This window comes from Pseudomonas sp. UBA7530, from assembly GCF_002479365.1.
Lineage (GTDB): Bacteria > Pseudomonadota > Gammaproteobacteria > Pseudomonadales > Pseudomonadaceae > Aquipseudomonas.
The window spans coordinates 25,472-48,908 of record NZ_DLMS01000005.1; the positions used below are offsets into that span (position 1 = coordinate 25,472).

Annotated in this window: 20 protein-coding genes; 13 read left to right on the plus strand and 7 right to left on the minus strand. The window is 62.3% G+C overall.

Annotated elements, in window-relative coordinates; all coding sequences use genetic code 11:
• The first annotated feature begins 24 nt into the window (after positions 1-24).
• Complete coding sequence (locus tag B2U07_RS09190; RefSeq protein WP_275545297.1) at positions 25-993, plus strand: LysR family transcriptional regulator; 969 nt, start codon at positions 25-27, stop codon at positions 991-993.
• Here the strand turns inward: B2U07_RS09190 and B2U07_RS09195 are convergent.
• From B2U07_RS09195 to B2U07_RS09210, 4 genes are all read right to left on the minus strand, one after another.
• Complete coding sequence (locus B2U07_RS09195) at positions 957-2,258, minus strand: MFS transporter (RefSeq protein WP_275545296.1); 1,302 nt, start codon at positions 2,256-2,258, stop codon at positions 957-959. The two genes, B2U07_RS09190 and B2U07_RS09195, sit on opposite strands and share 37 nt — an antisense overlap.
• A gap of 70 nt (positions 2,259-2,328) precedes the next feature.
• Positions 2,329-3,492 (minus strand): acyl-CoA dehydrogenase family protein, encoded by a 1,164-nt coding sequence (locus B2U07_RS09200; RefSeq protein ID WP_275545295.1) that lies wholly within the window; start codon positions 3,490-3,492, stop codon positions 2,329-2,331.
• 9 nt (positions 3,493-3,501) lie between these two features.
• Positions 3,502-5,049, minus strand: coding sequence for an AMP-binding protein (locus B2U07_RS09205; RefSeq protein WP_275545294.1), 1,548 nt, complete (start codon positions 5,047-5,049; stop codon positions 3,502-3,504).
• A 245-nt stretch (positions 5,050-5,294) separates the two neighbouring features.
• On the minus strand, positions 5,295-6,479 hold the full coding sequence (locus tag B2U07_RS09210) for an acetyl-CoA C-acyltransferase (RefSeq protein ID WP_275545293.1): 1,185 nt from the start codon (positions 6,477-6,479) through the stop codon (positions 5,295-5,297).
• 335 nt (positions 6,480-6,814) lie between these two features.
• On the opposite strand from B2U07_RS09210, the gene B2U07_RS09215 reads away from it, so the two are divergent.
• The 9 genes from B2U07_RS09215 (at position 6,815) to B2U07_RS09255 (ending at position 16,610) form a co-directional block, all read left to right on the plus strand.
• Positions 6,815-7,333: a sigma-70 family RNA polymerase sigma factor gene (locus B2U07_RS09215; RefSeq protein ID WP_275545292.1), complete on the plus strand. Its 519-nt coding sequence runs from the start codon at positions 6,815-6,817 to the stop codon at positions 7,331-7,333.
• On the plus strand, positions 7,330-8,250 hold the full coding sequence (locus B2U07_RS09220) for a DUF4880 domain-containing protein (protein WP_275545291.1): 921 nt from the start codon (positions 7,330-7,332) through the stop codon (positions 8,248-8,250). The genes B2U07_RS09215 and B2U07_RS09220 overlap by 4 nt, the downstream gene beginning before the upstream one ends.
• A gap of 64 nt (positions 8,251-8,314) precedes the next feature.
• Entirely contained in the window at positions 8,315-10,684 is a 2,370-nt protein-coding gene (locus B2U07_RS09225; RefSeq protein WP_275545290.1) for a TonB-dependent siderophore receptor, read from the plus strand.
• A complete protein-coding gene (locus B2U07_RS09230) occupies positions 10,681-11,526 on the plus strand; it encodes an alpha/beta hydrolase (RefSeq protein WP_275545289.1) in 846 nt (281 codons plus the stop codon). The genes B2U07_RS09225 and B2U07_RS09230 overlap by 4 nt, the downstream gene beginning before the upstream one ends.
• 231 nt (positions 11,527-11,757) lie before the next feature.
• Positions 11,758-12,648 carry a TauD/TfdA dioxygenase family protein gene (locus B2U07_RS09235; protein ID WP_275545288.1) on the plus strand — a complete coding sequence of 297 codons (891 nt, stop codon included), beginning with the start codon at positions 11,758-11,760 and terminating at the stop codon, positions 12,646-12,648.
• 51 nt (positions 12,649-12,699) lie between these two features.
• The gene (locus B2U07_RS09240) at positions 12,700-13,743 is read left to right on the plus strand and encodes an ABC transporter substrate-binding protein (protein ID WP_275545287.1); all 1,044 of its coding nucleotides are present in this window, start codon (positions 12,700-12,702) and stop codon (positions 13,741-13,743) included.
• Between the two features lie 6 nt (positions 13,744-13,749).
• Positions 13,750-14,613 carry an ABC transporter ATP-binding protein gene (locus tag B2U07_RS09245; RefSeq protein WP_275545286.1) on the plus strand — a complete coding sequence of 288 codons (864 nt, stop codon included), beginning with the start codon at positions 13,750-13,752 and terminating at the stop codon, positions 14,611-14,613.
• 12 nt (positions 14,614-14,625) lie between these two features.
• On the plus strand, positions 14,626-15,492 hold the full coding sequence (locus B2U07_RS09250; protein ID WP_275545285.1) for an ABC transporter permease: 867 nt from the start codon (positions 14,626-14,628) through the stop codon (positions 15,490-15,492).
• Positions 15,493-15,593: 101 nt separating this feature from the next.
• Complete coding sequence (locus B2U07_RS09255; RefSeq protein ID WP_275545284.1) at positions 15,594-16,610, plus strand: ABC transporter substrate-binding protein; 1,017 nt, start codon at positions 15,594-15,596, stop codon at positions 16,608-16,610.
• Positions 16,611-16,628: 18 nt separating this feature from the next.
• Here the strand turns inward: B2U07_RS09255 and B2U07_RS09260 are convergent, their stop codons facing one another.
• The 3 genes from B2U07_RS09260 to B2U07_RS09270 form a co-directional block, all read right to left on the minus strand.
• A complete protein-coding gene (locus B2U07_RS09260) occupies positions 16,629-18,536 on the minus strand; it encodes a patatin-like phospholipase family protein (protein ID WP_275545283.1) in 1,908 nt (635 codons plus the stop codon).
• A gap of 209 nt (positions 18,537-18,745) precedes the next feature.
• The gene (locus tag B2U07_RS09265; RefSeq protein WP_275545282.1) at positions 18,746-19,276 is read right to left on the minus strand and encodes a thioredoxin family protein; all 531 of its coding nucleotides are present in this window, start codon (positions 19,274-19,276) and stop codon (positions 18,746-18,748) included.
• A 169-nt stretch (positions 19,277-19,445) separates the two neighbouring features.
• Positions 19,446-20,360, minus strand: a complete 915-nt coding sequence (locus B2U07_RS09270; protein ID WP_275545281.1) for a LysR family transcriptional regulator — start codon at positions 20,358-20,360, stop codon at positions 19,446-19,448.
• A gap of 394 nt (positions 20,361-20,754) precedes the next feature.
• On the opposite strand from B2U07_RS09270, the gene ttdA reads away from it, so the two are divergent.
• From ttdA to B2U07_RS09285, 3 genes are all read left to right on the plus strand, one after another.
• Positions 20,755-21,654, plus strand: coding sequence for a L(+)-tartrate dehydratase subunit alpha (ttdA, locus tag B2U07_RS09275; protein ID WP_090337724.1), 900 nt, complete (start codon positions 20,755-20,757; stop codon positions 21,652-21,654).
• Complete coding sequence (ttdB, locus tag B2U07_RS09280) at positions 21,651-22,259, plus strand: L(+)-tartrate dehydratase subunit beta (RefSeq protein ID WP_275545280.1); 609 nt, start codon at positions 21,651-21,653, stop codon at positions 22,257-22,259. The genes ttdA and ttdB overlap by 4 nt, the downstream gene beginning before the upstream one ends.
• A gap of 171 nt (positions 22,260-22,430) precedes the next feature.
• Positions 22,431-23,297 carry an isocitrate lyase/PEP mutase family protein gene (locus B2U07_RS09285; RefSeq protein WP_275545279.1) on the plus strand — a complete coding sequence of 289 codons (867 nt, stop codon included), beginning with the start codon at positions 22,431-22,433 and terminating at the stop codon, positions 23,295-23,297.
• Positions 23,298-23,437: the final 140 nt, after the last annotated feature.

Consider the following 23,437-nt stretch of genomic DNA (forward strand, 5'->3'; position numbering starts at 1 on the left):
CGGTATGGCCCCAGAGAGAACCGCATGACCCTCAAGCAACTTCGTTATCTGATTGCCATCGCCGAGGCAGGGAGCTTCTCCGCAGCGGCCAGACGGGCATACATCGCCCAGCCTGCCTTGAGTCGGCAGATCAGCCTGCTGGAAAGCGAACTGGAGATGCAGTTGCTGGAGCGTCAGCACGACGGCGTAGCGCTAACCGATGCCGGGCGAAGGTTGTACGAAGTGTCGCGATCGGTGGTGCAGAAGCTCGATTCGGTAAAGGACGAGCTGGCTTCGACCCGCGGTAACCCCATCGGACATGTGTCCATCTCCATCCCTGCGACGGTTTCGGCATTGCTGCTGCCGGAAATCATTCGTCGTGCCGAAGCCAAGTTTCCTTCCATCAACCTGACCATCTGCGATGGGCTGACGCGTGAGGGCGGTCAGTCCATCGAACTGGGCAAGGTGGATTTTGGCGTGCTGCCCAATGCCGAGGAGCTCGAGCATGTGGTGGCCGAGCCGATCTTCACCGAGGATCTGTACTGGGTGGGGCCGGGCTCGTCGGCAGAGAGCGGTATGCCGATCAGCCTCGCTCAGGCGGCGGCCACCCGTTTGGTGATGGCGCCCAAAGCATTGCATCTGCGTCGGCGCATCGAGCAGGCGGCAATGGAAGCGGGGGTGACGCTCAACGTGGTGTTCGAGCAGCAATCTGCTCCCGGCGTCGCCAGCCTGGTAAGGCATGGCCTGGCGGCGACCATCTGCAACTGGCCGCCGCTGGCGGAGCTGTTCGAATCTACTGCAGCGCGGCTGATCGTCGAGCCGCGCATCACCCGTACCGTGTCCATCGCCCATTCCGCGCACCGGCCGCTGTCCTTCGCTGCGTCCTGCATGCGCGACCTGGTGCGCGGGTTGTTATTGGAGATGGTCAGCGACGGGCGATGGCGCGGCAGCCTGATCGAGCGCAATGCAGAGGCAGATCAGGCTCGCGAGCTTGCCGCTGAAATGACCTCCTGAGCCCCCAGGCGCTCGCGCGAGCGCTGCGGATTCATGCTCACCAGGCCGATCAGGCCGGCGACAACCAGCACGCCGCCGCATACCAGAAAGCCCTGGGCATAGCCCAACGGATGCGCGGCGCCTGCACCTTGAACCAGCATGCCGGTGATCACCGGCGCAGACAGACCGGCCAGCGAGGCCACCGCATTACCGATGGCGAGGATGCCGCCGCGTTGGCTGCTGGGCGTGAACTCGCCGAGCATCGCCGGGCCCACCGAGTACATCACCAGTGCCAGGCCGCCGCTCAGGGTCAGGCAGGCGACGCGGGTGGCGACCGACAGCTCGGTCAGTATCAGCGAGGCCGACAGCAGGCCGCTGGCGATCAGGCATACCGAAACGAATGCACCGCGCGCCATTCGCGATGAGTAGCCGCTGCGCAGCAGGCGCTGCGACAGCCAGGCCATGAACAGGCTGAGCGGGGTGGTGACCACCACGAACATGACGAAGATATGCCCGGTCTTGAGTGGGTCGATGCCCAGGCCGATCTCCAGGTAACTGGGCACCCAGGTCAGGGTCAACGCCAGCGACCAGTTGGCCGCGAAGTGGCAGATGTAGTTGCCCAGCACGCTGCCATCGCTGAGCAGACGGCGGTAGGGCAGGCGATCGGAATCCGCAGCCGGCTGACCGATGCGCAGGCTGTCGAGGCTGCCTTCACGACCGAAGCGCAGCCACAGCACGCACCACACCGCGCCGATGGCGGCCAGTACCGCGAAGTTGACTCGCCAGCCGTAGTTCAGGCTGATCCAGGGAATCATCGCGCCGGCCACCAGCAGGCCCATGGCGCTGCCGGAATGCAGCAGGGCCACTGGCAGGCTGCGGCGATCATTCGGAAACCACTTGTACAGGGCGTGGGTGGCGACGGGCGAGGCGGGGCCTTCGCCGATGCCGAGCAGCACCCGGCAGGCGACGATCATCCACAGGGAGCTGGCGAAGAGCATGGGCAGTTGGATCAGCGACCAGAACAGGCCCATGCCCAGCAGCAGGGTACGGGTTGGCCGACGGTTGGCGAGGAAACCGCCGACCACGGCCGAAATGGCGAAGAACCAATGCAGCGCGCCGCCGATCAGGCCGAACTCGGTCGGGCTCAGGCCCAATTCCTGGGTCATGGGCACGGCTACCAGGCCGATCACCACCTTGTCGAGGAAGTTGACCAGCATCATGAAGGCCAGCAGGAAGGCGATGATCCAGGCTTTACGTGCATTGAAGGCAGGGGCTTCAAGTGTCATGGCGGAGATTCTCTGTCTTGTTCTTATGAAAAAGGCCCGCCCCGCGTGGGGGACGGGCCTGTCCTGAGCCCTAGTTGGGCATCAGGATGTCCTTGGCGATGGTGTTGCGCTGGATTTCGCTGGTGCCGGTGAGGATGCGCATCATACGGCTCGCACGGAATATCCATTCGACCGGATGGCCCTTGATCAGGCCGGCGCCGCCATGGATCTGCACCGCTTTGTCGGCGATGCGGAAGGCAGTCTCCGAGGCATACAGCTTGCACATCGGTGCCTGCACCTTGATGTCGCCGCCGGCGTCGTTGTTTGCTGCCGTGGCGTACATCATGCTGCGTGCGGCGTACAACTCGGTGGCCATGTCGGCGAGCATATGGTTGATCGACTGGAACATGGCGATGGGTTGGCCGAACTGCTTGCGGGTACGGGCATAGTCCAGCGACAGGTTCAGCGCCAGGCCGGCCATGCCGAGCATGGTCGGGCAGTGCAGCAGGCGATTGAGGGTGATACGTCCCATGGCTAGCTTGAAGCCGGCGCCTTCGTCGCCGATGCGGCTCTGCACCGGCACGCGCACGTCCTTGAGCAGGATGTTGCCGTGGGCGCCGCCGCCGGACATCACCGAGTAGTCGCTGTCGATGCTGACGCCTTCGGCGTGCAGGTCGACGAAGAACGCCGAGATACCCTGCGGCCCGCGGCCCGGCTCCGTGACCGCGAGCAGTACGGCGAGGTCGGCATAGGGCGCACCGGAGATATAGCGCTTGGCGCCGTTGAGCACATAGTGGTCGCCCTCCAGGCGCGCCTCGGTGCCGATGGCGGTGGCATCGGACCCGGCCTCTGCTTCGGTGAGAGCGAAGCACACCGCTTTATCGGCGCGGCAGATGGGCCGCAGAAAGGTTTCCACCTGGAACTCGTTGGCGACCTTGAACAGGTGGCCGACCCGTGGCGGACCGGACAGCTCGCCGAGAATGTGCGGTGCCAGTGGCGAACCCGTGAGCACCGCTGCCTCCTTCAGTGCGCACAGGTCTGCGACGCCCAGGCCGGCGCCACCCAAGGCCTCTGGCAGCATGGCGTTGTAGAAGCCCAGCTCGCAGGAGCGACGCCAGATGTCGCGCAGCAGCGGCTTGGCCACCGGCTCGCCCCAGACGATGCCTTCGCGCTTGGCGAGCGGGGCGAGTTCGTCGCGGGCGAAGGCGTTGATGCCCTCCATCAGGCGAGCGGCTTTTTCACTTGGCTTGGTCATGTTCGTTCCTCAGATGCGGCGGTCGCTGTTCTGCCAGTAGGCTTCGCGAATCAGGCGGCGCACCACCTTGCCGTTGGGGTTCTTTGGCAGCTCCTTGGCGAAGTCCACTGCGCGCGGTTTCTTGAAGCTGGCCAGGCTGCGCCCGCAATGCTCGATGATGGCCTCGGCGCTCAGGCTCTCGCCCGGTTTGAGCACCACCACGGCGCGCACGGCTTCGCCCCATTGCTCGTCGGGCACGCCGACCACGGCTGCCTCGAACACCTGCGGCAGGCTGTAGAGCACCTGTTCTACTTCGGTGGGGTAGATGTTGAAGCCGCCGGAAATGATCATTTCCTTCTTGCGGTCGACGATGAACACGTAGCCACGCTCATCCACCGTGGCCAGGTCGCCGGTGAGGTAGTAGCCGTCGCGCATCACTTCTGCGGTCAGCTCCGGCGCCTGCCAGTAGCCCTGCATGATGTCCGGGCCCTTGACCACGATCTCGCCGATCTCGCCGGGCTTCACGTCTTCGAAATCGTCGTTGACCACCCGCAGGTCGGTCTCGAAGTAGCAGCGACCGCACGAGGCCAGGCGGCTGAAGTCGCCGTCCTCGACCAGGTGGTCCTGCTCGGTCAGCACCGTCACCAGCGAGCAGGTTTCGCCAGCGCCATAACCCTGGGCCAGGATGGGACCGAACACTTCGATGGCGCGCTTGACCAGCGCTGGCGCCATGGGCGCGGCGCCGTACATCACCAGGCGCAGGCTGGAGAGATCGAAGCGCTCCACCTCGGGGAAGTTGACCAGGCGATTGATCATCGCCGGCACCAGGAACAGGCGGGTCACCCGCTCGCGCTCGATGGTCTCCAGCAGCAGCCGGTCGTCATAGCGCTCCAGCAGCAGGTTGCAGGCGCCTACCGCCAGCAGCGGCATGATCTGCATGCCGCTGGCGTGGGTGATGGGGCCGACATGGGCCATCACGTCGCCTGGCGCGGCGCGGCGGGTAGGGCTGGCGATGCTCTTGCGGATCAGCGCCTTGCGGTTGCCGAAGCTGAGCATGGCGGCCTTGAGGACCCCGGAGCTGCCGGAGGTGTAGTGCAGCACGGCCAGGGCGTCATCAGCCGGGTCGCTGTGCACCGGCGCCTCGCTGCCGCCCGCCAGCAGCGCGCGATAGGCGATATCGCCAGCCTCGTCATCGAGCGAGATGATCCAGCGCAGACGCGGGGTCTCCGAACGGCGGGCGTGCAGGGCCGCGGCGAAGCGACCTTCGGTGATCACCGCCTGGCTGTGCGAGTCGTTGAGAATCTGGATGATTTCGTCCAGGGACAGGCGGGCGTTGATCGGTACCTTGACCATGGCCGCCTTGTAGAAGGCGACTTCCGCTTCGGCCAGTTCGACCCGGTTCAGGGCAAGGATGGCGACATGGGCCTCGGGCTGCAGGCCAAGATCGAACAGACCCGAGGCCAGGCGATTGGTGCGACGTTCGAGCTGGGAGAAGGTGATGCGCTGTTTGCTGTCGACCAGAGCCTCATGTTCCGGCCAATAACGTGCACTACGGCTGATGATTTTTCCAAGATTCAATTTATTGTTCTCATCGGCTGGATAATGGTTGCCGATGCTAGTCAGTTCGCTTTCCTCGCAACTAATACAAGAGTTCGATGCAGCCCATAGCGTTATGGAATGGCCGGAGGCAGAGGCACCTGCAGCAAATTGGCGATTGCTGTGCAGCCATACGACAGGTTTCAAACGGGAGAGGGCGATATACGCCGAGAAGGGAAATCAGGGCTGGGCGCCCTGATTCGGTTGGGAAGTATCGTCTTCGACAGTTACAGCACTTCGAACAGGCCCGCTGCGCCCATACCTCCACCCACGCACATGGTCACCACTATATATTTCGCACCTCGTCGTTTGCCCTCCAGCAAGGCGTGGCCGACCATGCGTGCGCCGCTCATCCCATAGGGGTGGCCGATGGAAATTGCGCCACCGTTGACGTTGAGTTTCGCTGGATCAATGCCGAGTTTTTCGGCGCTGTACAGCACCTGGCAAGCGAACGCCTCATTTAGCTCCCACAAGCCAATATCGTCGACGCTAAGCCCGTGCTGCTTGAGCAACTTAGGCACCGCATAGACGGGGCCGATGCCCATTTCTTCTGGGGCCAACCCGGCGACAGCCATGCCACGATAAAGGCCGAGTGGCGCAATATTTCGCTGCGCAGCCAGACTGCCATTCATCAGGACGCATGCGCTGGCGCCATCAGACAGCTGGCTGGCATTGCCTGCCGTGATGCATCCACCTTCGATGACCGCTTTCAGCTTGCGCAAATCCTCTAGCGATGTTTGCGGGCGATTGCCTTCGTCAAGGCTGAGCGTTACGTCCTCAAAGGTGACAGCGCCGGTGTCCTTGTCCACCAACTTCTTGCGTGAGGTAACGGGCACGATTTCGTGGTCGAACACGCCAGAGGCTTGTGCTGCAGCAGTGCGTCGCTGTGATTCCAGCGCATAGGCATCCTGGGCCTCTCGACTGATGCCGTAGCGCTTGGCGACCCATTCAGCGGTTTGCAGCATCGGCATATACGCGTGCGGCACCTGATTGGTGACCTGTGGATCTGCGTCGGCCGCAGCCCACTGCATATGTGCGTTTTGCACCAGGCTGATCTGCTCCTGGCCGGCTCCGATCGTGACCTGCATACCATCGACCATGATCTGTTTAGCCGCAGTCGCGATGGCCATGAGCCCGGAAGCGCACTGACGGTCCACGGTTTGGCCGCTTACGGTCAATGGCAGGCCTGCAGCCAGCAGCGATAGGCGAGCGAGGTTGGTGGAGGCAGTGCCGCCCTGCATGGCTGTGCCCATGACGACATCCTCAATCTCAGCAGCTTCGATGCCAGCGCGTTGTACGGCGGCACGGATAGCGATAGCACTCATACTCGGAGACTTCAGGTCGTTGAAGGCACCACGGTACGCTTTAGCGATAGGGGTGCGAGCGGTAGAAACAATAACGGCGTCTTGCATGGTTACTCCCGGGGAATCGGCGGTTTGGGATTGGCTCTGCTCTCGGCATTCATTCAGTAACGAAACTGCTCGCCTCAAGCAGGATTGAGATCAAAGAGCCCATCGCCACCCTAAGAGGGCCTCGATTATTTTAGAAATGACATGTCGTGATGCCAGGTATTCAGCGTATGAATTTATGCGAGCAGGTTTTTTTTTAGCCACACCTAGGTAACGCCGCGAGATGCCGTCTGCCGAGTCTTAGGGGGAAAGGTTGAAATAAGAATGATTCGCCATTAATGTTCGCGCGGTCGCCATGCTGCTCCATGGCATTTCAGCCTGCTGGTTTGCGCCGCGCTATGTCTTCCTCCGAAATCGATTCGATCATTCCTCTCGACGTGCTGTACGGCACGCACCAGGGCTGGCTGCATGGCTGGCTGCGGCGCTCTGTGGGCTGTTCGCAGCAGGCCGCCGATCTAGTTCAGGACACCTTTCTGCGCCTGCTGGTGCGAGGCCAGCCCGTCGATGATCGGGCGCCCAGGGCGTTGCTGGCGCGTATCGCGCGCGGGCTGGTGATCGATCACTGGCGACGGGATGCGCTGGAACGTGCCTATCTCGAATCGTTGGCGCAGTTGCCCGAGGCGAGCCATCCCTCGCCGGAGGTTCGCTACGAGGCTTTGCAGTCCCTGGAGCGGATCGCACGCTTGCTCGATGGCCTGAAGCCCGCCGTGCGTGAGGCGTTTCTGCTGTACCAGCTCGGCGGCCTCAATCATGCGCAGGTGGCACGGCAACTGGGCGTTTCCAGTCGCACCGTCGAGCGGCATGTGGCCAGCGCCTTGCTGCACTGCTATCGCCTGTGTTTCGAGGCGTCGGCGTGAAAGGCGCCGGACAGCCACCTGAATCCATTGTCCGTACAGCCATCGAGTGGCAGATGCGCCTGCGCGCTGATCCGGCCAGTGCCGAGCTGCAGCAGCGACTGCAGGCCTGGCTGGAGCAGGACGAACGGCATGACCTGGCCTGGCAGCGCCTGCAGCAGATGGCCGGGCTGTTTCGGGTAACCCCTATTACCGATGCAGCGCAAACCATCCCGCTACTGCAGCGCGCCGAGGCTGACCTGAGTCGCCGACGCATGCTCAAGCTGCTTGGGCTGACGGCCGGCAGCGCCACGCTGTTGGCGGCAGCTTCGGCGCCTGTGTGGCGGGCGGACTTCGCCACGGCCACCGGCGAAACGCGGCGGCTCGAGCTGGCGGGCGATGTCGAGGTGCTGCTCAACACCGGCAGCGCCATCGATGTACGCGGGCAGGAGCTTTTGCTGCGGAGTGGCGAGGCGCTGGTGGAAGGTGAGCGATGGCAACTGCGCTGCAATTTTGCCGAATGCCTGGGGCGGCACGCGCGCATGTCGGTGCGCGAGTACGACGACCGCAGCGAGATACGGGTCGAGCAGGGCGAGGTCCGGGTTCGTGCCGCGGCAGGGCAGCATCGTTTACAGGCAGGCGAAGGGCTGGCGGTATCGGCGAGCCGCATGACGACGCTGGAACGAGGAGCGCTCGACCCGTTCGCCTGGGCGCGCGGTCTGCTGGTGGTCAGCGACATCCGCCTGGCGGACTTTCTCGCCGAGGCCGGGCGCTACCGGCATGGCTGGCTGGGCTGCGATCCGGCGGTCGCTGATTTGCGCCTGTCCGGCGTGTTCCGCCTCGCTGAGCCCGAGCTGATGTTGCGCAACATCACCCATCTACTGCCGGTGACGCTGGTGGAGCGAACCCGCTGGTGGGTGCGCGTCGTGCCCATCGCATAAAAAATTTGTCGGACTTTGGCTGTTCATCCGGTTAGGGGTGATCACTCCCTAAATGGATACCCCCATGCGCTCTACTCGATCTCTGCCGCCGCGCCTGCAACCGCGCACGCTATCCAAGGCCATCTGTATTGCTCTGGCGCTATATGGCGTTGCCACGAGCCCGGCACTGCTGGCCGCCGAGCCCGCGTCCCGAGCAGCGACTGCGGACGTGCAGGGTGGGCCGCTGGACCAGGCGCTGAGCTTCTATGCCGAACGAGCCGGCATCACCTTGTCGTATTCCCCGCAAGTGGTGCGTGGGCTGGTGAGCCCGGGTTCGACAGGCGCGCAATCGGTGGAAGAGGGGCTGTCGCAGCTGCTGCGCGGCACCGGGCTGGTGGCCGAGAAAACCGCGTCCGGCTATGTGGTGCGGCCGCAGACTGCCGATGACAGCTATCAGCTGCAGCCCGTCACCATCGAGGCCGCGCCGACGCAGAGTGCCTTTGCACCCGTGCCGGGTTATTTCGCCAGCAATGCCAGCACCGCCACCAAGACCGATCTGCCGATTCTGCAAACCGCGCAGAGCATCAGCGTGGTGACCGCCGGGCAGATCGCCGATCGCAAGGTCTACCGTGTCGAGGACGCCGTGGCCTACAGCGCTGGCGTACGCACCGGCAGCTCGGGACTCGATCCTCGTTTCGACCAGATCAACATTCGCGGCTTCGACACCACCATGTCCGCCGACTTCCTCGATGGACTGCGCCAGCCTTATAACGGCTGGCTGTCGATCTACGGCACGGAAGCCTACGCCCTCGAGCGCATCGAGGTGCTCAAGGGGCCGGCCTCGGTGCTTTATGGGCAGATCAGCCCGGGCGGCATGGTCAACCGGGTCAGCAAGCGCCCCAGCCTGCAGGCGAAAAACCAGGTGGAAATCCAGGCTGGCAACCACGATCACCGCCAGGGTCAGTTCGATGTCGGCGGTCAGCTGGATGAGCAGGGCGATGTACTGTTCCGTACCGTTGGTGTCTATCGCGACGCCAGGTACGACATCGAACAGCTGAACAATGATGTGCGCCTGCTGGCGCCGTCGCTGAGCTGGCAGATCGACCCGGCCACCAGCCTGACCCTGCTGGCGCAGTATCAGGAGCGCGAGACTGCCGCGTCGCCGATGCTCTACCAGGACGGCGACCGCCTGACCGATTTCTGGCAGGGCGACGAGTATTTCGACAAGCTCGGCCAGCGCCAGTGGACCTTCGGCTACGAGTTCGAGCACGCCTTCAACGACACCTTCTCCCTGCAGCAGAACCTGCGCTACGGCCAGCTGGACACCACCAACCAGTACCTGCAGCCCAATGGCACGATCACCAACGGGGTGATGGAGCGTTATGCCGTCGGTGTGTACGAGGATATGGAGTCGGTGAGCAGCGATACCCGTCTGGTCAGCCGCTTCGCCACTGGCGAGCTGCAGCACACGCTGCTGACTGGCTGGGATTACACCTGGTTCGACAGCTCGGTGCTCTATGCGACCGGGCCGGCGCCCTCGATAGACATGAACGCGCCGGATTATCACCAGCCAGTCGCTCGGCCCGGCAACCCGCTTTCCGACCAGGACAGTCTGACTCAGCGCAGCGGCATCTACCTGCAGGACCAGGTCGAACTCGACCGCTGGCGCCTATCCGCCGGTGTGCGCCGTGACTGGGTGCATGTACGCACCAGCGACAACCTGAGCGACAGCAACAGCAAGATCAGCGACTCCGCCACCACTTACCAGCTAGGCGCGCTGTACCTGTTCGACAATGGCCTGGCACCCTATGCCAGCTACGCCGAATCCTTCCTGCCGCAAAGCGGCAGCAATGCTGCCGGCCCGCTCAAACCCACTGAAGGCAAGCAGTACGAGATCGGCCTCAAGTACCAGCCGCCCGGCACCAGCGCGATGTTCACCGCTTCGCTCTATCACCTGACCCAGGAGAACGTGTCGACCCGCGACCCGCTCGATCCACTCAACACCGTACAGACCGGCGAGCAAGTATCACGCGGGCTGGAACTGGAAGCCGTGGCCGACCTCAGCGAGCGCCTGCACCTGACCGCCAGCTACAGCTACAACGATCCGGAAATCACCAAGAGCAACGACGGCGACGAGGGCAACGATCCGAAGAACGTGCCGCGTCATCTGGCAGCGCTGTGGCTGGCCTACAAGCTGCCATCCGGTCTCGGTTTCGGTGCTGGCGCGCGCTACACCGGCAGTGTCTACGGCAACGACATGAACACGGTGAAGAGCGAGGATTACACGCTGTTCGACGCAGGTGTGCATTACGACTTCGCCGGCGAGCTGGACGGTGTGCGCCTGGCCGTCAATGCGCGCAACCTGACCGACAAGCAGTACGTCAACTGTCAGGACGGCTATTGTTACCGCGGCGAGGCACGCAGTGTGGTCACCAGCCTGAGCTACAGCTGGTGAGGGTGCTGAACTGGCTGTGCAGCGCCATGACGGCGCTGCTGCTGGGCGGCCTTTCCGCCGCCCAGGCCGAGCCGGTCACTCTGGACGGCAGTGAACAATGGCTGATGAAGAGTGCCGAGGGCCGCGACTACCGCATCATGGTCAGCCTGCCGGAGGGCGATGTGCCCTATACCGGCGGCTACCCGGTGATCTATCTCCTCGACGGCAATGCCTACTTCCCGGCGTTCCACGCCGCCAAGCGGGCGCAACGGCAATGGCGCAAGGCGATCATCGTCGCCATCGGCTACCCCAGCACCACGCCGCTGGATTTCGAGCGCCGTGCGTTCGACCTCTCACCACCGCAACTTCCCGAGCGCAACGACCCGCCGCAGGGCGGCCAGGACCTGTTTCTCGATTTCATCGAGCAGCGTTTGATGCCCCGGGTCAATCAGCGTTTCAAGGTCGATCAGGACCAGCTCAGTCTGGTCGGCCATTCGTTCGGCGGCATGTTCGGCATCTACGCTCTGTTCACCCGGCCGCAGCTGTTCCAGCATGTGGTCGCCATCAGCCCTAGCCTGTGGTGGCGCGACCGTTACCTGCTGGAACATGAGCGGGCATTCACCCGTCGCGCACATGCAGGAGAGCTGGATCTGACCCATCGCAGCCTGAGTATGTGGGTGGGCGACCGGGAAATGCCGCAGGAAATCCAGGACGTGCGCGCGCTGCAGATTCGCCTGGAAAACCTTTCGCAATATGGGCTGCGCAGTGACTTCCAGCTCGAGGCGGGCGAGGACCACATGTCCGTTCCGTTTCGGGTCACCACCCGGGTTCTGGAGGAGTTGATGAGCACGCGGCGTTACTGAATGGTTTTTTGCATCTGTCTTGGTCCGGCTCGGACAATACAAGCGGATTGCGCATGCACTGCTGACATGTCATATAGATATGGCTAAAAGATATTTAAATTATGTTTTTTATGCCTGTATGGTTCCATCTATGCGTACCTGCCGACCAATCGGCGCGCCGCACTGAACACATGGCCGAACCCCCGGCCGGTCAAAGTGAAGCGCCATTGGCGCCCTTGCATGGAGTTCTCTATGTCGGCAGCAGCTCATTCCATCCCCTCCACGTCGGCACAGTCATTCGAAGTTCGCCCCTTTGATGCGCCGGTGGGGGCCGAGATCGTCGGCCTCGACCTCAGCCTCCCGCTGAGCGACGCCGATTTCGCCCGCATCCACCAGGCGCACCTCGACTACAACGTCGTGGTGTTCCGCGATCAACGCATCACGCCGCAGCAACAGATCGACTTCGGCCGCCGCTTCGGTGTTCTGCAGATCCACGTGCTCAAGCAGTTCCTGCTGGAAGGCCACCCGGAAATTTTCATCATCTCCAACATCAAGGAGAACGGGCAGCCGATCGGCCTGGGGGATGCCGGCAAGTTCTGGCATTCGGATCTTTCCTACAAGGAATTCCCCAGCCTGGGTTCGATGCTCTACGCCCAGGAGCTGCCGGAGGAGGGCGGCGATACCCTGTTCGCCAGCCAGCAGCTGGCCTTCGAGACGCTGCCGACCGAGTTGCGCCAGGCCATCGACGGCAAGCGCGCTGCCCATTCCTATACGGCGCGTTATGCCGATGAGGTATTCGCCGGCATTCGTCGCCCGACGCTGACCGAGGCGCAGCTGGCCGAGGTCACGGCGGTGGTCCATCCAGTGGTGCGCACTCACCCGGAAACCGGCCGCAAGGGCCTGTTCGTCAACGAGAACTTCACCACCCACATTCTCGATGTGCCCGAGGACGAGAGCCGGCAGATCCTCGCCGAGCTGTACGCCCACAGCGCCAAGCCGGAATTCATCTATCGCCATCAGTGGCGGGACAACGACATGGTGTTCTGGGACAACCGCGCGCTGATCCATCTCGCCACCGGCTGCCCCAGCCACCTGCGCCGGCGCATGCACCGCACGACTATTCAAGGCGATGTGCCGTTCTAGGCGATAGCCCACCACACCTCATTTCCGTATTTTTTTGACTGGAGACTCGACATGTCGGCAGGCAAGCGCTTTCCCTTTATTCCCCGTTTTGCTCGGTTGGCTGGCGGTATCGCCCTGAGTCTGAGCCTGCTGGCCGGTAGCCTGGCGGCGCCGCAAATCGCCCATGCCGAGGGGCAGATCCGTATCGCCGAGCAGTTCGGTATCGTTTACCTGCTGCTCAACGTGGTACGTGATCAGCAATTGATCGAGAAGCATGGCAAAGCCGAGGGGCTGGATATCAAGGTCGACTGGCAGCAGCTGTCCGGTGGCTCGGCGGTCAACGATGCGCTGCTGTCCGGCGCCATCGACATTGCCGGTGCCGGTATTGGCCCGCTGCTGACCGTGTGGGATCGCACCCAGGGTAGGCAGAACGTCAAGGGTGTCGCTTCGCTGGGCAACTTCCCGTACTACCTGCTGAGCAACAACCCCAAGGTCAAAACCATTGCCGATTTCACCGACAAGGATCGTATCGCCGTGCCAGCCGTGGGCGTATCGGTGCAGTCGCGCTTCCTGCAATACGCCGCCGCCAAGCAGTGGGGCGACAAGGCGTTCGACCGCCTCGACAAGTACACCGTGGCATTACCGCACCCGGATGCCACGGCGTCTCTGAAAGCCGGTGGCACCGAGCTGACCGGGCACTTTTCCAACCCGCCATTCCAGAACCAGGCGCTGGAAAACCCGGACGTGCACGTGGTGCTCGATACCTACGAGTTGCTCGGCCCGAACTCGCCGACGGTGCTGTACGCCACCGAGAAATTCCGTCGCGACAATCCCAAGACCTACAAGGCCTTCGTAGGTGCCCTGGCCGAAGCGGCGGATTTCGCCCAGAAGGACAAGGGCGCGGCAGCCGACACCTACATTCGCGTCACCGGCGCCAAGATCAGCCGCGAAGAACTGCTGAAGATCATCGACAACGAGCAGTTCCAGTTCTCCGTCACGCCCACCAACACCTACCCGCTGGCCGACTTCCTGCACCGTGTCGGCGCCATCAAGCACAAGCCGGCCAGCTGGCAGGACTATTTCTTCGAAGACGCCGCCATCGGTCAGGGAAGCTGATAAACCATGAATGCCCCTCTGCAAGGCCACACGGCCAGCAACCCCGTTGCAGGCGCCTTCGACACCCTGTTGCAGGTGGAGAAGGTCAGCCTCGAATACCGCACCCCGCAGCGCGTGGTGCGCGCCACCCACGATGTCAGTTTCGAGGTGGACCGTGCCGATCGTTTCGTGCTGCTCGGCCCCTCTGGTTGCGGCAAGTCCACGCTGCTCAAGGCGGTGGCCGGGTTCATCGAACCGGTCGCCGGCAGCATCCGCCTCGACGGTGCCCAGGTTCACGAGCCGGGCCCGGATCGGATCGTGGTGTTCCAGGAGTTCGACCAGTTGCCGCCATGGAAGACGGTCAAGCAGAACGTCATGTTCCCGCTGCTGGCCTCACGCACCCTGGGCCGTAAGGAGGCCGAGGAGCGCGCCCTGCATTACCTGGGGAAGGTCGGCCTGGCCGCCTTCGCCGATGCCTATCCGCACACCCTGTCCGGCGGCATGAAGGCGAGGGTGGCGATCGCCCGTGCCCTGGCCATGCAGCCGAAGATCCTGCTGATGGACGAGCCCTTCGCCGCCCTCGACGCCCTGACCCGACGCAAGATGCAGGAAGAGTTGCTGGCGCTGTGGGAGGAGGTGCGTTTCACCCTGTTGTTCGTCACCCACTCCATCGAGGAGGCGCTGATCGTCGGCAACCGCATCCTGCTGCTGTCGCCACACCCCGGCCGGGTGCGGGCGGAAATCAACAGCCATCAGTTCGACCTGCACAGCCTTGGTGGTGTGGGCTTCCAGCAGACCGCGCAGCGGATTCACCGCCTGCTGTTCGACGAAGAAGTCGACAACGGCACGGCCGCCGAACTGGGTTTCCAGGATATCCGCATCGCCTACTGAGGAGCGTTCATCATGAGTCTTTCCCCCGCACGGCGTGAGGAATACGAGATCCCCCTGCAGCCGCTGCCCGGCCTCAAGCTGGAACGCCAGCTGTCCCTCGGCCAGCGCCTGTGGCAACAGGGCTGGTTGCGCAAATCGCTGATCTTGCTGGCCCTGGCGCTGGTCTGGGAGGCGGCGGCCCGCTACCAGGCCAACGACCTGCTGCTGCCCAGCTTCCTGCAGACGGCCAGGGCCTTCATCGAAGGCATCGGCAGCGGCGAGCTGCTGGAAAAGGTGGCGATCTCGCTGTCGGTGCTGGTCAAGGGTTACCTGATCGGCATCGTTCTGGCCTTTCTGCTGACCAGCCTTGCGGTCTCGACCCAGCTCGGCCGCGACCTGCTGTCGACGCTGACCTCGATGTTCAACCCGCTGCCGGCCATCGCACTGCTGCCACTGTCGCTGCTGTGGTTCGGGCTGGGCGAGAACAGCCTGATCTTCGTGCTGGTGCACTCGGTGCTCTGGGCCCTGGCGCTGAATACCTATGCCGGCTTTCTCGGCGTTTCCGAGACCCAGCGCATGGCTGGGCGCAACTACGGCCTCAAGGGCCTGCGCTTCGTGCTGTTCATCCTGATCCCGGCGGCGCTGCCATCGATCCTCTCGGGGCTGAAGATCGGCTGGGCCTTTGCCTGGCGCACGCTGATCGCCGCCGAACTGGTGTTCGGCGCCTCCAGCGGCAAGGGCGGCCTGGGCTGGTACATCTTCCAGAACCGTAACGAGCTGTACACCGACAAGGTGTTCGCCGGGCTGGTGGCGGTGATCCTGATCGGCCTGCTGGTGGAGAACCTGATATTCGCCAGCATCGAGCGGGTGACCGTCAAGCGCTGGGGGATGCAGCGTTAACGATCCGTAGCCTGGCGTTGAGCATAGCGATACCCAGGTTGATTTCCCGGGTGTCGCTGCGCTCGACCCGGGCTACCGATTCACTACAACGAGAAATTACGATGACCAACACGTTCAAACTTGGCCGCCTGGCCACTGCACTGGGTTTGCTCGGCGCCCTGGCGATTCCACTGGCCGCCCAGGCCGAAGGCAAGATCAGCATCGCCCAGCAGTTCGGCATCGGTTACCTGGTGCTGCACGTGGTCAAGGACCAGCAACTGATCGAGAAGCACGCCAAGGCCCAGGGCCTGGACAAGATCGATGTCGAGTGGCGCACCATTTCCGGCGCCACCGCGATGAACGAGGCGCTGCTGGCCGGTGCCATCGACGTGGTTTCGGCTGGCGTGCCGCCGATGCTCACCGTGTGGGACCGCACCCACGGCCGGCAGAACATCAAGGCCGTGGCCTCGCTGGGCTCGCTGCCCAATTACCTGCTGAGTAATCGCGATGAAGTGAAGACCCTCGACGATCTCGGTGAGATGGACCGCATCGCGGTACCGGCCGCCGGCGTCGGCTTCCAGTCGCGCACTCTGCAGATCGAGACCGCCAAGCGTTACGGCAATGCCGACTTCCAGCGTTTCGACAAGATTTCCGTCAGCCTGCCGCACCCGGATGCCACCGCGGCACTGACCAAAGGCGGCTCGGAAATCACCGCGCATTTTTCCAGTCCGCCGTTCCAGTACCAGGCGCTGGAAAATCCCAAGGTGCACAAGCTGATCAGCAGCTACGACATCCTCGGCGGCCAGGCTACCTTCAACGTGCTGTACGCCACCGAGAAATTCCACGACGACAATCCGAAAACCTACAAGGCCTTCTACGATGCTTTGATGGAAGCCTCGCAGATCATCAAGGCTGACAAGGCCGCTGCGGCCGAGACCTATATCCGCGTGGAGAACTCCAAGCTGCCGCTGGAGTTCGTGAAGAAAATCATCGAGGACCCGGAAAACGACTTCACCGTGTCGCCGCAGCGCACCTTCATCTACGCCGAGAAGTTGCATGAGCTGGGCGTGCTGAAGAACAAGGCAGCGTCCTGGATGGATTACTTCTTCGAGGAAGCCTACGGCAATCCGGGAAGCTGATGGTCAAGCGGCCAAACCCTAGATGCGTGGCCGCAGTTTCAGTTCGGGGGTGGGCTTAGGCGCGTCCTTGGCCGGGTGGCTGTCGGGGTGCTGCTCGATCATCTGGGCGATCGTCCGCAACTGCTCGAGCATGGCCTTGGCCAGCCCAGCCTGTGTGCGATACAGACCGGTATCGGGGTCTTTTTCCAGGTCGTTGAGGCCCTTGAAGGGGTAGCTGAAACGCCTGGCTTCGGGTGTGAAAAAGCGTTGGTAGTCGTGCTCGGTGCCGTGCAGCTCACGGCAGGCACGTTCCAGGCTCTGCAACTGTTCGGCGACGCTGGCCAGTTGCAGGCGCAAGCGGATGATCTGGTGATTTTCCCAGTTCATCGAGGAGGCTTTTGCGCCGGGCTGCCAGCACGCCGGATTGCCGAAGCGCAGCACGAATTGCTGGCCGGCTTCGCGGCCGTAACCGGTCAGGCGCTCGATGCGTTCGGCAGGCATGGTCAGGTTGAGGCCGCCTTCCTCACGGGTCAGCTGAATCAGGCCGATACGGTCGCGAAAGCCCGGCATCAGCGACAGGGTCTCGTGGTTCCAGTCCTTGGCCACGTTGCTGAGCTGAGCCAGAAAGCCGCGCAGCGCCGGCAGGCCGCTCTGCGGGAAGCGCCGCCAATAGGCGAGCCGCGCATCGCCATTGTTGCGCGGGAAGCGCACGCGCTGTTCGTCCGAGCCGTCGGTCGGGCCGAGATCCAGGCCGAAGGTCGGGCGCCGGGGCAGGGCGGCGTCGAAGAAGTGAATGGGGAAGTTGGAGCTGATACCGCCATCGGTGAACCAGCAGCGCTCGAGTTTCTTCTCGCGCTTGCGGTAGTCCACGGCATGCAGAGGCACGGCGCTGAGCAGCAGCGGGAAACTCAGGCTCATGCGCACCGCGACGATCACCGGCAGATCGTCCGGCAGGGGCATACGCAGATAGCCGTCGTTGCGTTCATCGTTGCCGGGGCGTTGGCGCGCGTTCATCCAGGCCACTACGCGGCGCGGGAACAGGCGGGCGAATTCCTCCTCGCGGAAATGGAACTGGTTGTTCTCACGTACCTGATCGTCATCGCGAAAGGGCAGACGGAAAGGGCGCGCCATGCTCAGGCAGGTGGTCATGACCTGCAGATCGATGCCGTGCGCGCGCAGGTCGCCGAAGGTCAGTGGCCGCTCGCATTCAATCGCCCCAGCGTGCTGCGCGCAAAACGCCTGCTGCCCGCTGAGCCGATCAAAATAGTGGGTCAGCCAGTTGGTCAGGGCTTCCTCCGGCGCCTCGTCATCGGCGTCAGGCAGGCCGGTGCATATGCCGAAACCATTTTGCGGCAGCTCGCGCAGCGCGGGCAGCAGCAGGCGGCAGGCAACCGCGAACACGCCGCCAAGCGCGGCGAACAACAGCACCCAGAACCAGGCCAATAAATTGCCGCTGGTGATGGCGCTGCTCCATAAGGGCCCGCCCGCGACGAGTGCGCCAATCAGTGCGGCGAGCTTGTGCCGCGTCAGCATTACCTTGAGTGGTGCCAGCACGCGCGCCCGGGGCCCCTTGCCCTTGGCTTCGAGCGTGGCGATGAAGGTGTCGAACAGCGTTCGCAGCGCCGGAATGGGTTTGAACAAGGCCAGCAGCTTGGTGCCATGGCCGTCGGCCGCGGGTGTGCAGAGATGTTCGGGCAAACGTTCGATTTCGGCGAAGCCGGCCGGGTCGCTGCTCAACTGCCCACTCTGGAAACGCTGGCGGCCAAGTTCGGCGGCGGCAGCTGCCGCGGCGGCGATGGCCCCGGCACTGGTGCCACCGATGCTGCGCAGACGAAATGCCTTGGCGATCTCGGTAATGGCCAGCGGATAGACGATGCCGCTGGTGATGCCGCCTTTCATGATCAGGTCGCATTCCCTGGCGAATACCGCCTGGCGCGAATCGTTCATCTACTGCTCCTTGTCGTCATGCCGAACGCAGGCGCGGGCATGATAACGCGGCTTTGCTGTCGTTTTGCTAGCAGCTTGCGGCGCTTCGGTAAAACGACGGTTCAGCGTTCGCCGGAGCTGGCAAGCTGTAAGGGGAGCAGAGGCGGACGAGTGCGAATTTGGTTGCCGCCTTCAATCTGGTTAGAGCCCAGTTGGTTACCAGCGAGTCTTCAACGGTTCTGCCCGGCACGCTTGCGCTCGTGTTGCTCCATTACATCGAGCAGCTCCTGGAGCGTATCGTCCATATGGTCGCCGGCCCTGTAACGCGACATTGCCTGGCCTGTGCTGTCGTTCACCACGGCTCTGGGGCGCTCGACGAATGTTCCGATCAGGTCGAAGGCCTCGTCCAGTATGGCAACCACTGGCACCGGAATGCGCTCTAGCCCCAGCGCATCCCGCAGATCATTCTCGGCACGCCCCTTGGAGACGATCGACAGCTCGATATTCGGCTGTGCTTGGCACATGAAATCCATCACCGCCAGGTTGATATGGCAGTCCGGGCACCAGATCTCCGCCGCGACCAGCAGATGATACTTACCCTCGAGCTGGCCGAGCCTTTCCAGCGTCGATGCTGCAAAAGTGCCTGGCCTGCGCGCCTTCTGCGCTAAGCTTGTGGCCGATGCTTTTTCGCTCTCCAGCCCTTCGCTTATGAAAGCGCTGAACTGCTTGCCTGTTGCAACGATGTCCTTGTAGCGGGTCATGATCTTTCTGCCAGCGTCAAAGCAGTTGATGGTAGTAGAGAGTGATTGCAGGGGCACGTGCTGCAGTGTCGCTTGCCAGTGGCGGGAAGCAGCTTTGGTGGGGCAGTTTTCGGCCAGAAGTGGTCATTTGATCCAGAAGCACTGAGCCGCACCCCACAAAAAGAAGTTCCTAAGCTAACGGAAAGAATCCATCGCTTTTGTGACTGAAGAACTCCCGCAAGTGCTCGATGAAGAAAGACACCTTAGCAGATAGATTGAGGCGTTCGAGGTAGACGGCATAGATATCTGCGGGAGGAGTTTCGTAGTCGCTGAGTACTTCCACCAGCCGGCCGCTGCTTAGGTGGCTGGCGAGGTTCCACTCGGCGCGCATAAGGATGCCGTGCCCCTCTAAGGCCCAGTTCAGTGCGACTTCTCCGTCATTGGTGCTTAGGTTGCCGCGTACCTTTACCGACTCACTCTGTTTGCCGCGGCTCAGCCTCCAGATACCGAAGGCAGCATCGTTCTGACGCAGCACAATGCAGTTGTGCTGCATCAGGTCCTTGGGGCTTTCGGGATTGCCGAAGGCCTCCAGATAGGAGGGGGCTGCGCACAGTCTGCGTCGGTTCGCAGCAATCTTGCGGGCAATCAAACGGGAGTCGGGCAAGTCCCCGAAGCGGATGGCAACGTCGATGGCATCGTCCGGCAGGTTGATCGGCCGGTCTGTCAGGTGCAGTTGTACCTCGACCTCCGGATAGAGCCGGACGAAGGAAGAAATTGCAGGGCAGACATGCGTGCGGCCAAATCCCAGGGGGGCGTTGACGCGTAGCAACCCCTTTGGCTTTGCTCGACTGCTAGATACTTGGCGCTCCATTTCCTCAATTTCGCCAAGGATGCGCTGGGCACTATTCAGATAAAGCTCGCCCTCAGCAGTAAGGCTGATGCTGCGTGTGGTGCGATTGAGCAGCCGCACCCCTAGGCGCTGCTCCAATTGTGCCAGCCGTTTGGAAACCGCGGGCGGTGTCAAGTTGAGCTCGCGCGCAGTCGCCGCCAGGCTTCCCAGTCTGATCAGCTGGCTGAAGAAGGCCAATTCGGATACCGGATTCATAGTTAACCTGCAAGAAACAATGAAGTTATTTTCATTGTATTACAGGCTTTTCAGAAAACCATTAACTTTACTTCTGCGCGTTAGCTGGAATCCCCGGGCCGTTGCGAACCCGGAACGCTGTTGCCGTGCAGCGAAGTTCCACTAGTGCTACCCAAGTCCGACTCACAAGAAACATTCGGAGCAGAGACGGGCAGATGATTGCTGGCAAAGCGCCATGTGTTGGGCTTCTTCGGCCGGTCTATTGCGGGGCTCGCTTCCGTCAGCTCCCGTTGCCGCCAACACACGCCAGTAGCGTCGGTGGCTGCGCCTAGTGAACGACGATTGTTCATCTGCGTTGCCTGCTTTCGCAGGCAGGCAAGCCCACCAGCCTTTCGATGCAATGAGGAGAATAACAATGGATAACGAATCAGCCGTTCAATCGCTCACTGACGTGATGGCAAAGTTTACTGCCTATATTGGCAAGCGCCTGCCAACGGACGTCAAGGAAAAGACTGCCAAACTGCGTGCCGCAGAAACCAATTCGTTGGCCATCGAGATCTACGACTCCATGGCCGAAAACCAGGACTACGCAGACAAGCTAGACCGTCCAAGCTGTCAGGACACCGGAGTGATCCAGTACTTCATTTCCGCCGGGGCCCGCTTCCCGCTGCTCGGTGAACTGGAGGACATCCTGCAGAACGCCACGCTGGAGGCGACGAAGAAGGGGCCGCTGCGCCACAACGCGGTGGAAACCTTCGACGAGAAAAACACCGGCACTAATACGGGCTCGAAGATTCCGTGGCTGGACTGGGAGATCATCCCTGACGCCGACTACGCACTAATTGATGTGTACATGGCCGGTGGTGGCTGCACATTGCCGGGCTCGGCAAAAGTACTGATGCCAGGCCAAGGCTATGAGGGGGTGACCGAGTTCGTCTTCGACGTAATCACCTCTCGCGGTATCAACGCCTGTCCGCCGCTGCTGGTTGGTGTCGGCGTTTCTACTTCGGTAGAGACTGCAGCACGCTTGTCAAAGCGGGCGATTCTGCGTCCGGTGGATTCCAGCCACCCGAACGCAAATGCAGCAATGATGGAGCAACTCCTTGAGGAGGGACTCAACGAAATCGGCATTGGTCCTCAGGGCCTGAGCGGTAACAGCAGTGTTATGGGTGTGAATATCGAGTCCTCGGCGCGCCACCCGTCGACCATTGGCGTTGCTGTCTCCACCGGCTGCTGGGCACATCGTCGCGGCAAGATTCGTATCAATGCCGATCTGTCCTACGACATCCTCTCCCATGAAGGAGTAGTACTGTGAAAAAGATTCTCTCTACCCCGATTAAGGATGAAGACCTGGCCTCCCTCAATGTCGGCGACATTGTCTATCTGACAGGCCAATTGGTGACTTGCCGTGACGTGGCGCACCGCCGGCTGATCGAACTCAAACGCGAACTGCCGGTCGACCTGCACGGCGGAGCGATCTTCCACGCAGGACCGATCGTGCGTAAAAAAGACGATGGCAGCTTTGAAATGGTCTCCATCGGCCCAACCACCAGCATGCGTATGGAAAAGTTCGAGAAGGAATTCATCGAGCAGACCGGAGTCAAGCTGATCATTGGCAAGGGCGGAATGGGCCCGGAAACCACCGCTGGCTGCCTGGAGAACAAGGCGGTGCACGCGGTGTTCCCCGGCGGCTGTGCGGTGCTCGCGGCCACCAAAGTGGAAGAGATTGAGCGCGCCGAATGGCAGGACTTGGGAATGCCAGAAACTCTGTGGGTAAACCGCGTGCGCGAGTTCGGCCCGCTGATCATCTCCATTGATACCAAGGGCAACAACCTGTTCGAGCAGAACAAGGTGCGCTTCAACGAGCGTAAGAGTTCCATTGTCGAGAAGATCAACAGCCAGGTTCGCTTCATCAAATAAACCGGCTAGGCGCCACGGCAGGGAGGCCGTGGGTGCCGCCGGACGCCGGAGCGGTGGCGTCCATCCTCCACTATTTTTACGGCATTGCCGGCGACCAGTCGTTTCGGCTGCCCCACCTTGGGCACAGATCCTGGGGACAGTTGCCCAGCACCAAACCTGGGATACACGACCATGGATAAATCCTCTCATCACGAGTTGCGCAACGTATTCCGCGCGCTGCTTGCTTCATCTACCAGTCATCACACCGCTTCGGTGTTCGACCCTTTATCGGCTCGTATCGCCGCTGACCTTGGTTTCGAGGTCGGTATTCTTGGCGGCTCGGTCGCTTCCCTGCAGGTGCTCGGTGCTCCGGACATCGCCCTGATCACGCTCAGCGAATTCGCCGAGCAGGCCACGCGTATTGGCCGAGTATCTCGCCTACCGGTGATCGCCGATGCCGATCATGGTTACGGCAATGCCCTCAATGCGATGCGTACTGTGGCCGAGCTGGAGCGCGCCGGCGTCGCAGCGCTGACGCTTGAGGACACCCTGCTGCCGTCACAGTTCGGCCGCAAATCCTACGACCTGATCAGCATTGAGGAGGGTATCGGCAAGCTGCTCGCCGCTCAGGCAGCGCGCTACGACAATGCTATGGCGATCATCGCTCGTACCCATGCTGGTGTGCAGCCACTGACCGAGATCATCCAGCGCACCCGCGCCTACCGGGACGCCGGGGCTGACGCCATCTGTCTGGTGGGCGTGATGGATTTCGATCAGCTCGAAGCAATCTCTGAGGGCCTGCAGATGCCGCTGATGCTGGTCACCTACGGCAACCCTGAGCTGAGCGATGACAGACGCCTAGCCGAACTTGGGGTGCGCATCGTGGTTAACGGCCACGCCGCGTACTTCGCAGCGATCAAGGCGACCTACGACAGTCTGCGCGAACAGCGCGGCATTTCCGTGGGCAATGGCCTTACCGCGTCACAACTGGTGACCCGCTACACCCACCCTGATGATTACATTACTTGGGCGAAGCAATACCTGAACCTCAGCGAATAAGTCTGCTCCGCATCGCGCGCGTGGAGCTCCCAGCGCCCGATCATCCCCTGGGCCACCTTTCTTATCGCTCGGACCGTTCTTGTACTCGGGCTGTTCTACAGGCGCGGCGACTCCCATCTGCCGTCCGTCTCGAGTCCCCG

What these genes read in the sequence shown, in the direction of transcription:
- B2U07_RS09190 (WP_275545297.1), top strand. Translation starts at nt 25, where the DNA reads ATGACCCTCAAGCAACTTCGTTATCTGATTGCCATCGCCGAGGCAGGG.
- B2U07_RS09195 (WP_275545296.1), bottom strand. Translation starts at nt 2,258, where the DNA reads ATGACACTTGAAGCCCCTGCCTTCAATGCACGTAAAGCCTGGATCATC.
- B2U07_RS09200 (WP_275545295.1), bottom strand. Translation starts at nt 3,492, where the DNA reads ATGACCAAGCCAAGTGAAAAAGCCGCTCGCCTGATGGAGGGCATCAAC.
- B2U07_RS09210 (WP_275545293.1), bottom strand. Translation starts at nt 6,479, where the DNA reads ATGCAAGACGCCGTTATTGTTTCTACCGCTCGCACCCCTATCGCTAAA.
- B2U07_RS09215 (WP_275545292.1), top strand. Translation starts at nt 6,815, where the DNA reads ATGTCTTCCTCCGAAATCGATTCGATCATTCCTCTCGACGTGCTGTAC.
- B2U07_RS09225 (WP_275545290.1), top strand. Translation starts at nt 8,315, where the DNA reads ATGCGCTCTACTCGATCTCTGCCGCCGCGCCTGCAACCGCGCACGCTA.
- B2U07_RS09235 (WP_275545288.1), top strand. Translation starts at nt 11,758, where the DNA reads ATGTCGGCAGCAGCTCATTCCATCCCCTCCACGTCGGCACAGTCATTC.
- B2U07_RS09240 (WP_275545287.1), top strand. Translation starts at nt 12,700, where the DNA reads ATGTCGGCAGGCAAGCGCTTTCCCTTTATTCCCCGTTTTGCTCGGTTG.
- B2U07_RS09245 (WP_275545286.1), top strand. Translation starts at nt 13,750, where the DNA reads ATGAATGCCCCTCTGCAAGGCCACACGGCCAGCAACCCCGTTGCAGGC.
- B2U07_RS09250 (WP_275545285.1), top strand. Translation starts at nt 14,626, where the DNA reads ATGAGTCTTTCCCCCGCACGGCGTGAGGAATACGAGATCCCCCTGCAG.
- B2U07_RS09255 (WP_275545284.1), top strand. Translation starts at nt 15,594, where the DNA reads ATGACCAACACGTTCAAACTTGGCCGCCTGGCCACTGCACTGGGTTTG.
- B2U07_RS09260 (WP_275545283.1), bottom strand. Translation starts at nt 18,536, where the DNA reads ATGAACGATTCGCGCCAGGCGGTATTCGCCAGGGAATGCGACCTGATC.
- B2U07_RS09265 (WP_275545282.1), bottom strand. Translation starts at nt 19,276, where the DNA reads ATGACCCGCTACAAGGACATCGTTGCAACAGGCAAGCAGTTCAGCGCT.
- B2U07_RS09270 (WP_275545281.1), bottom strand. Translation starts at nt 20,360, where the DNA reads ATGAATCCGGTATCCGAATTGGCCTTCTTCAGCCAGCTGATCAGACTG.
- ttdA (WP_090337724.1), top strand. Translation starts at nt 20,755, where the DNA reads ATGGATAACGAATCAGCCGTTCAATCGCTCACTGACGTGATGGCAAAG.
- B2U07_RS09285 (WP_275545279.1), top strand. Translation starts at nt 22,431, where the DNA reads ATGGATAAATCCTCTCATCACGAGTTGCGCAACGTATTCCGCGCGCTG.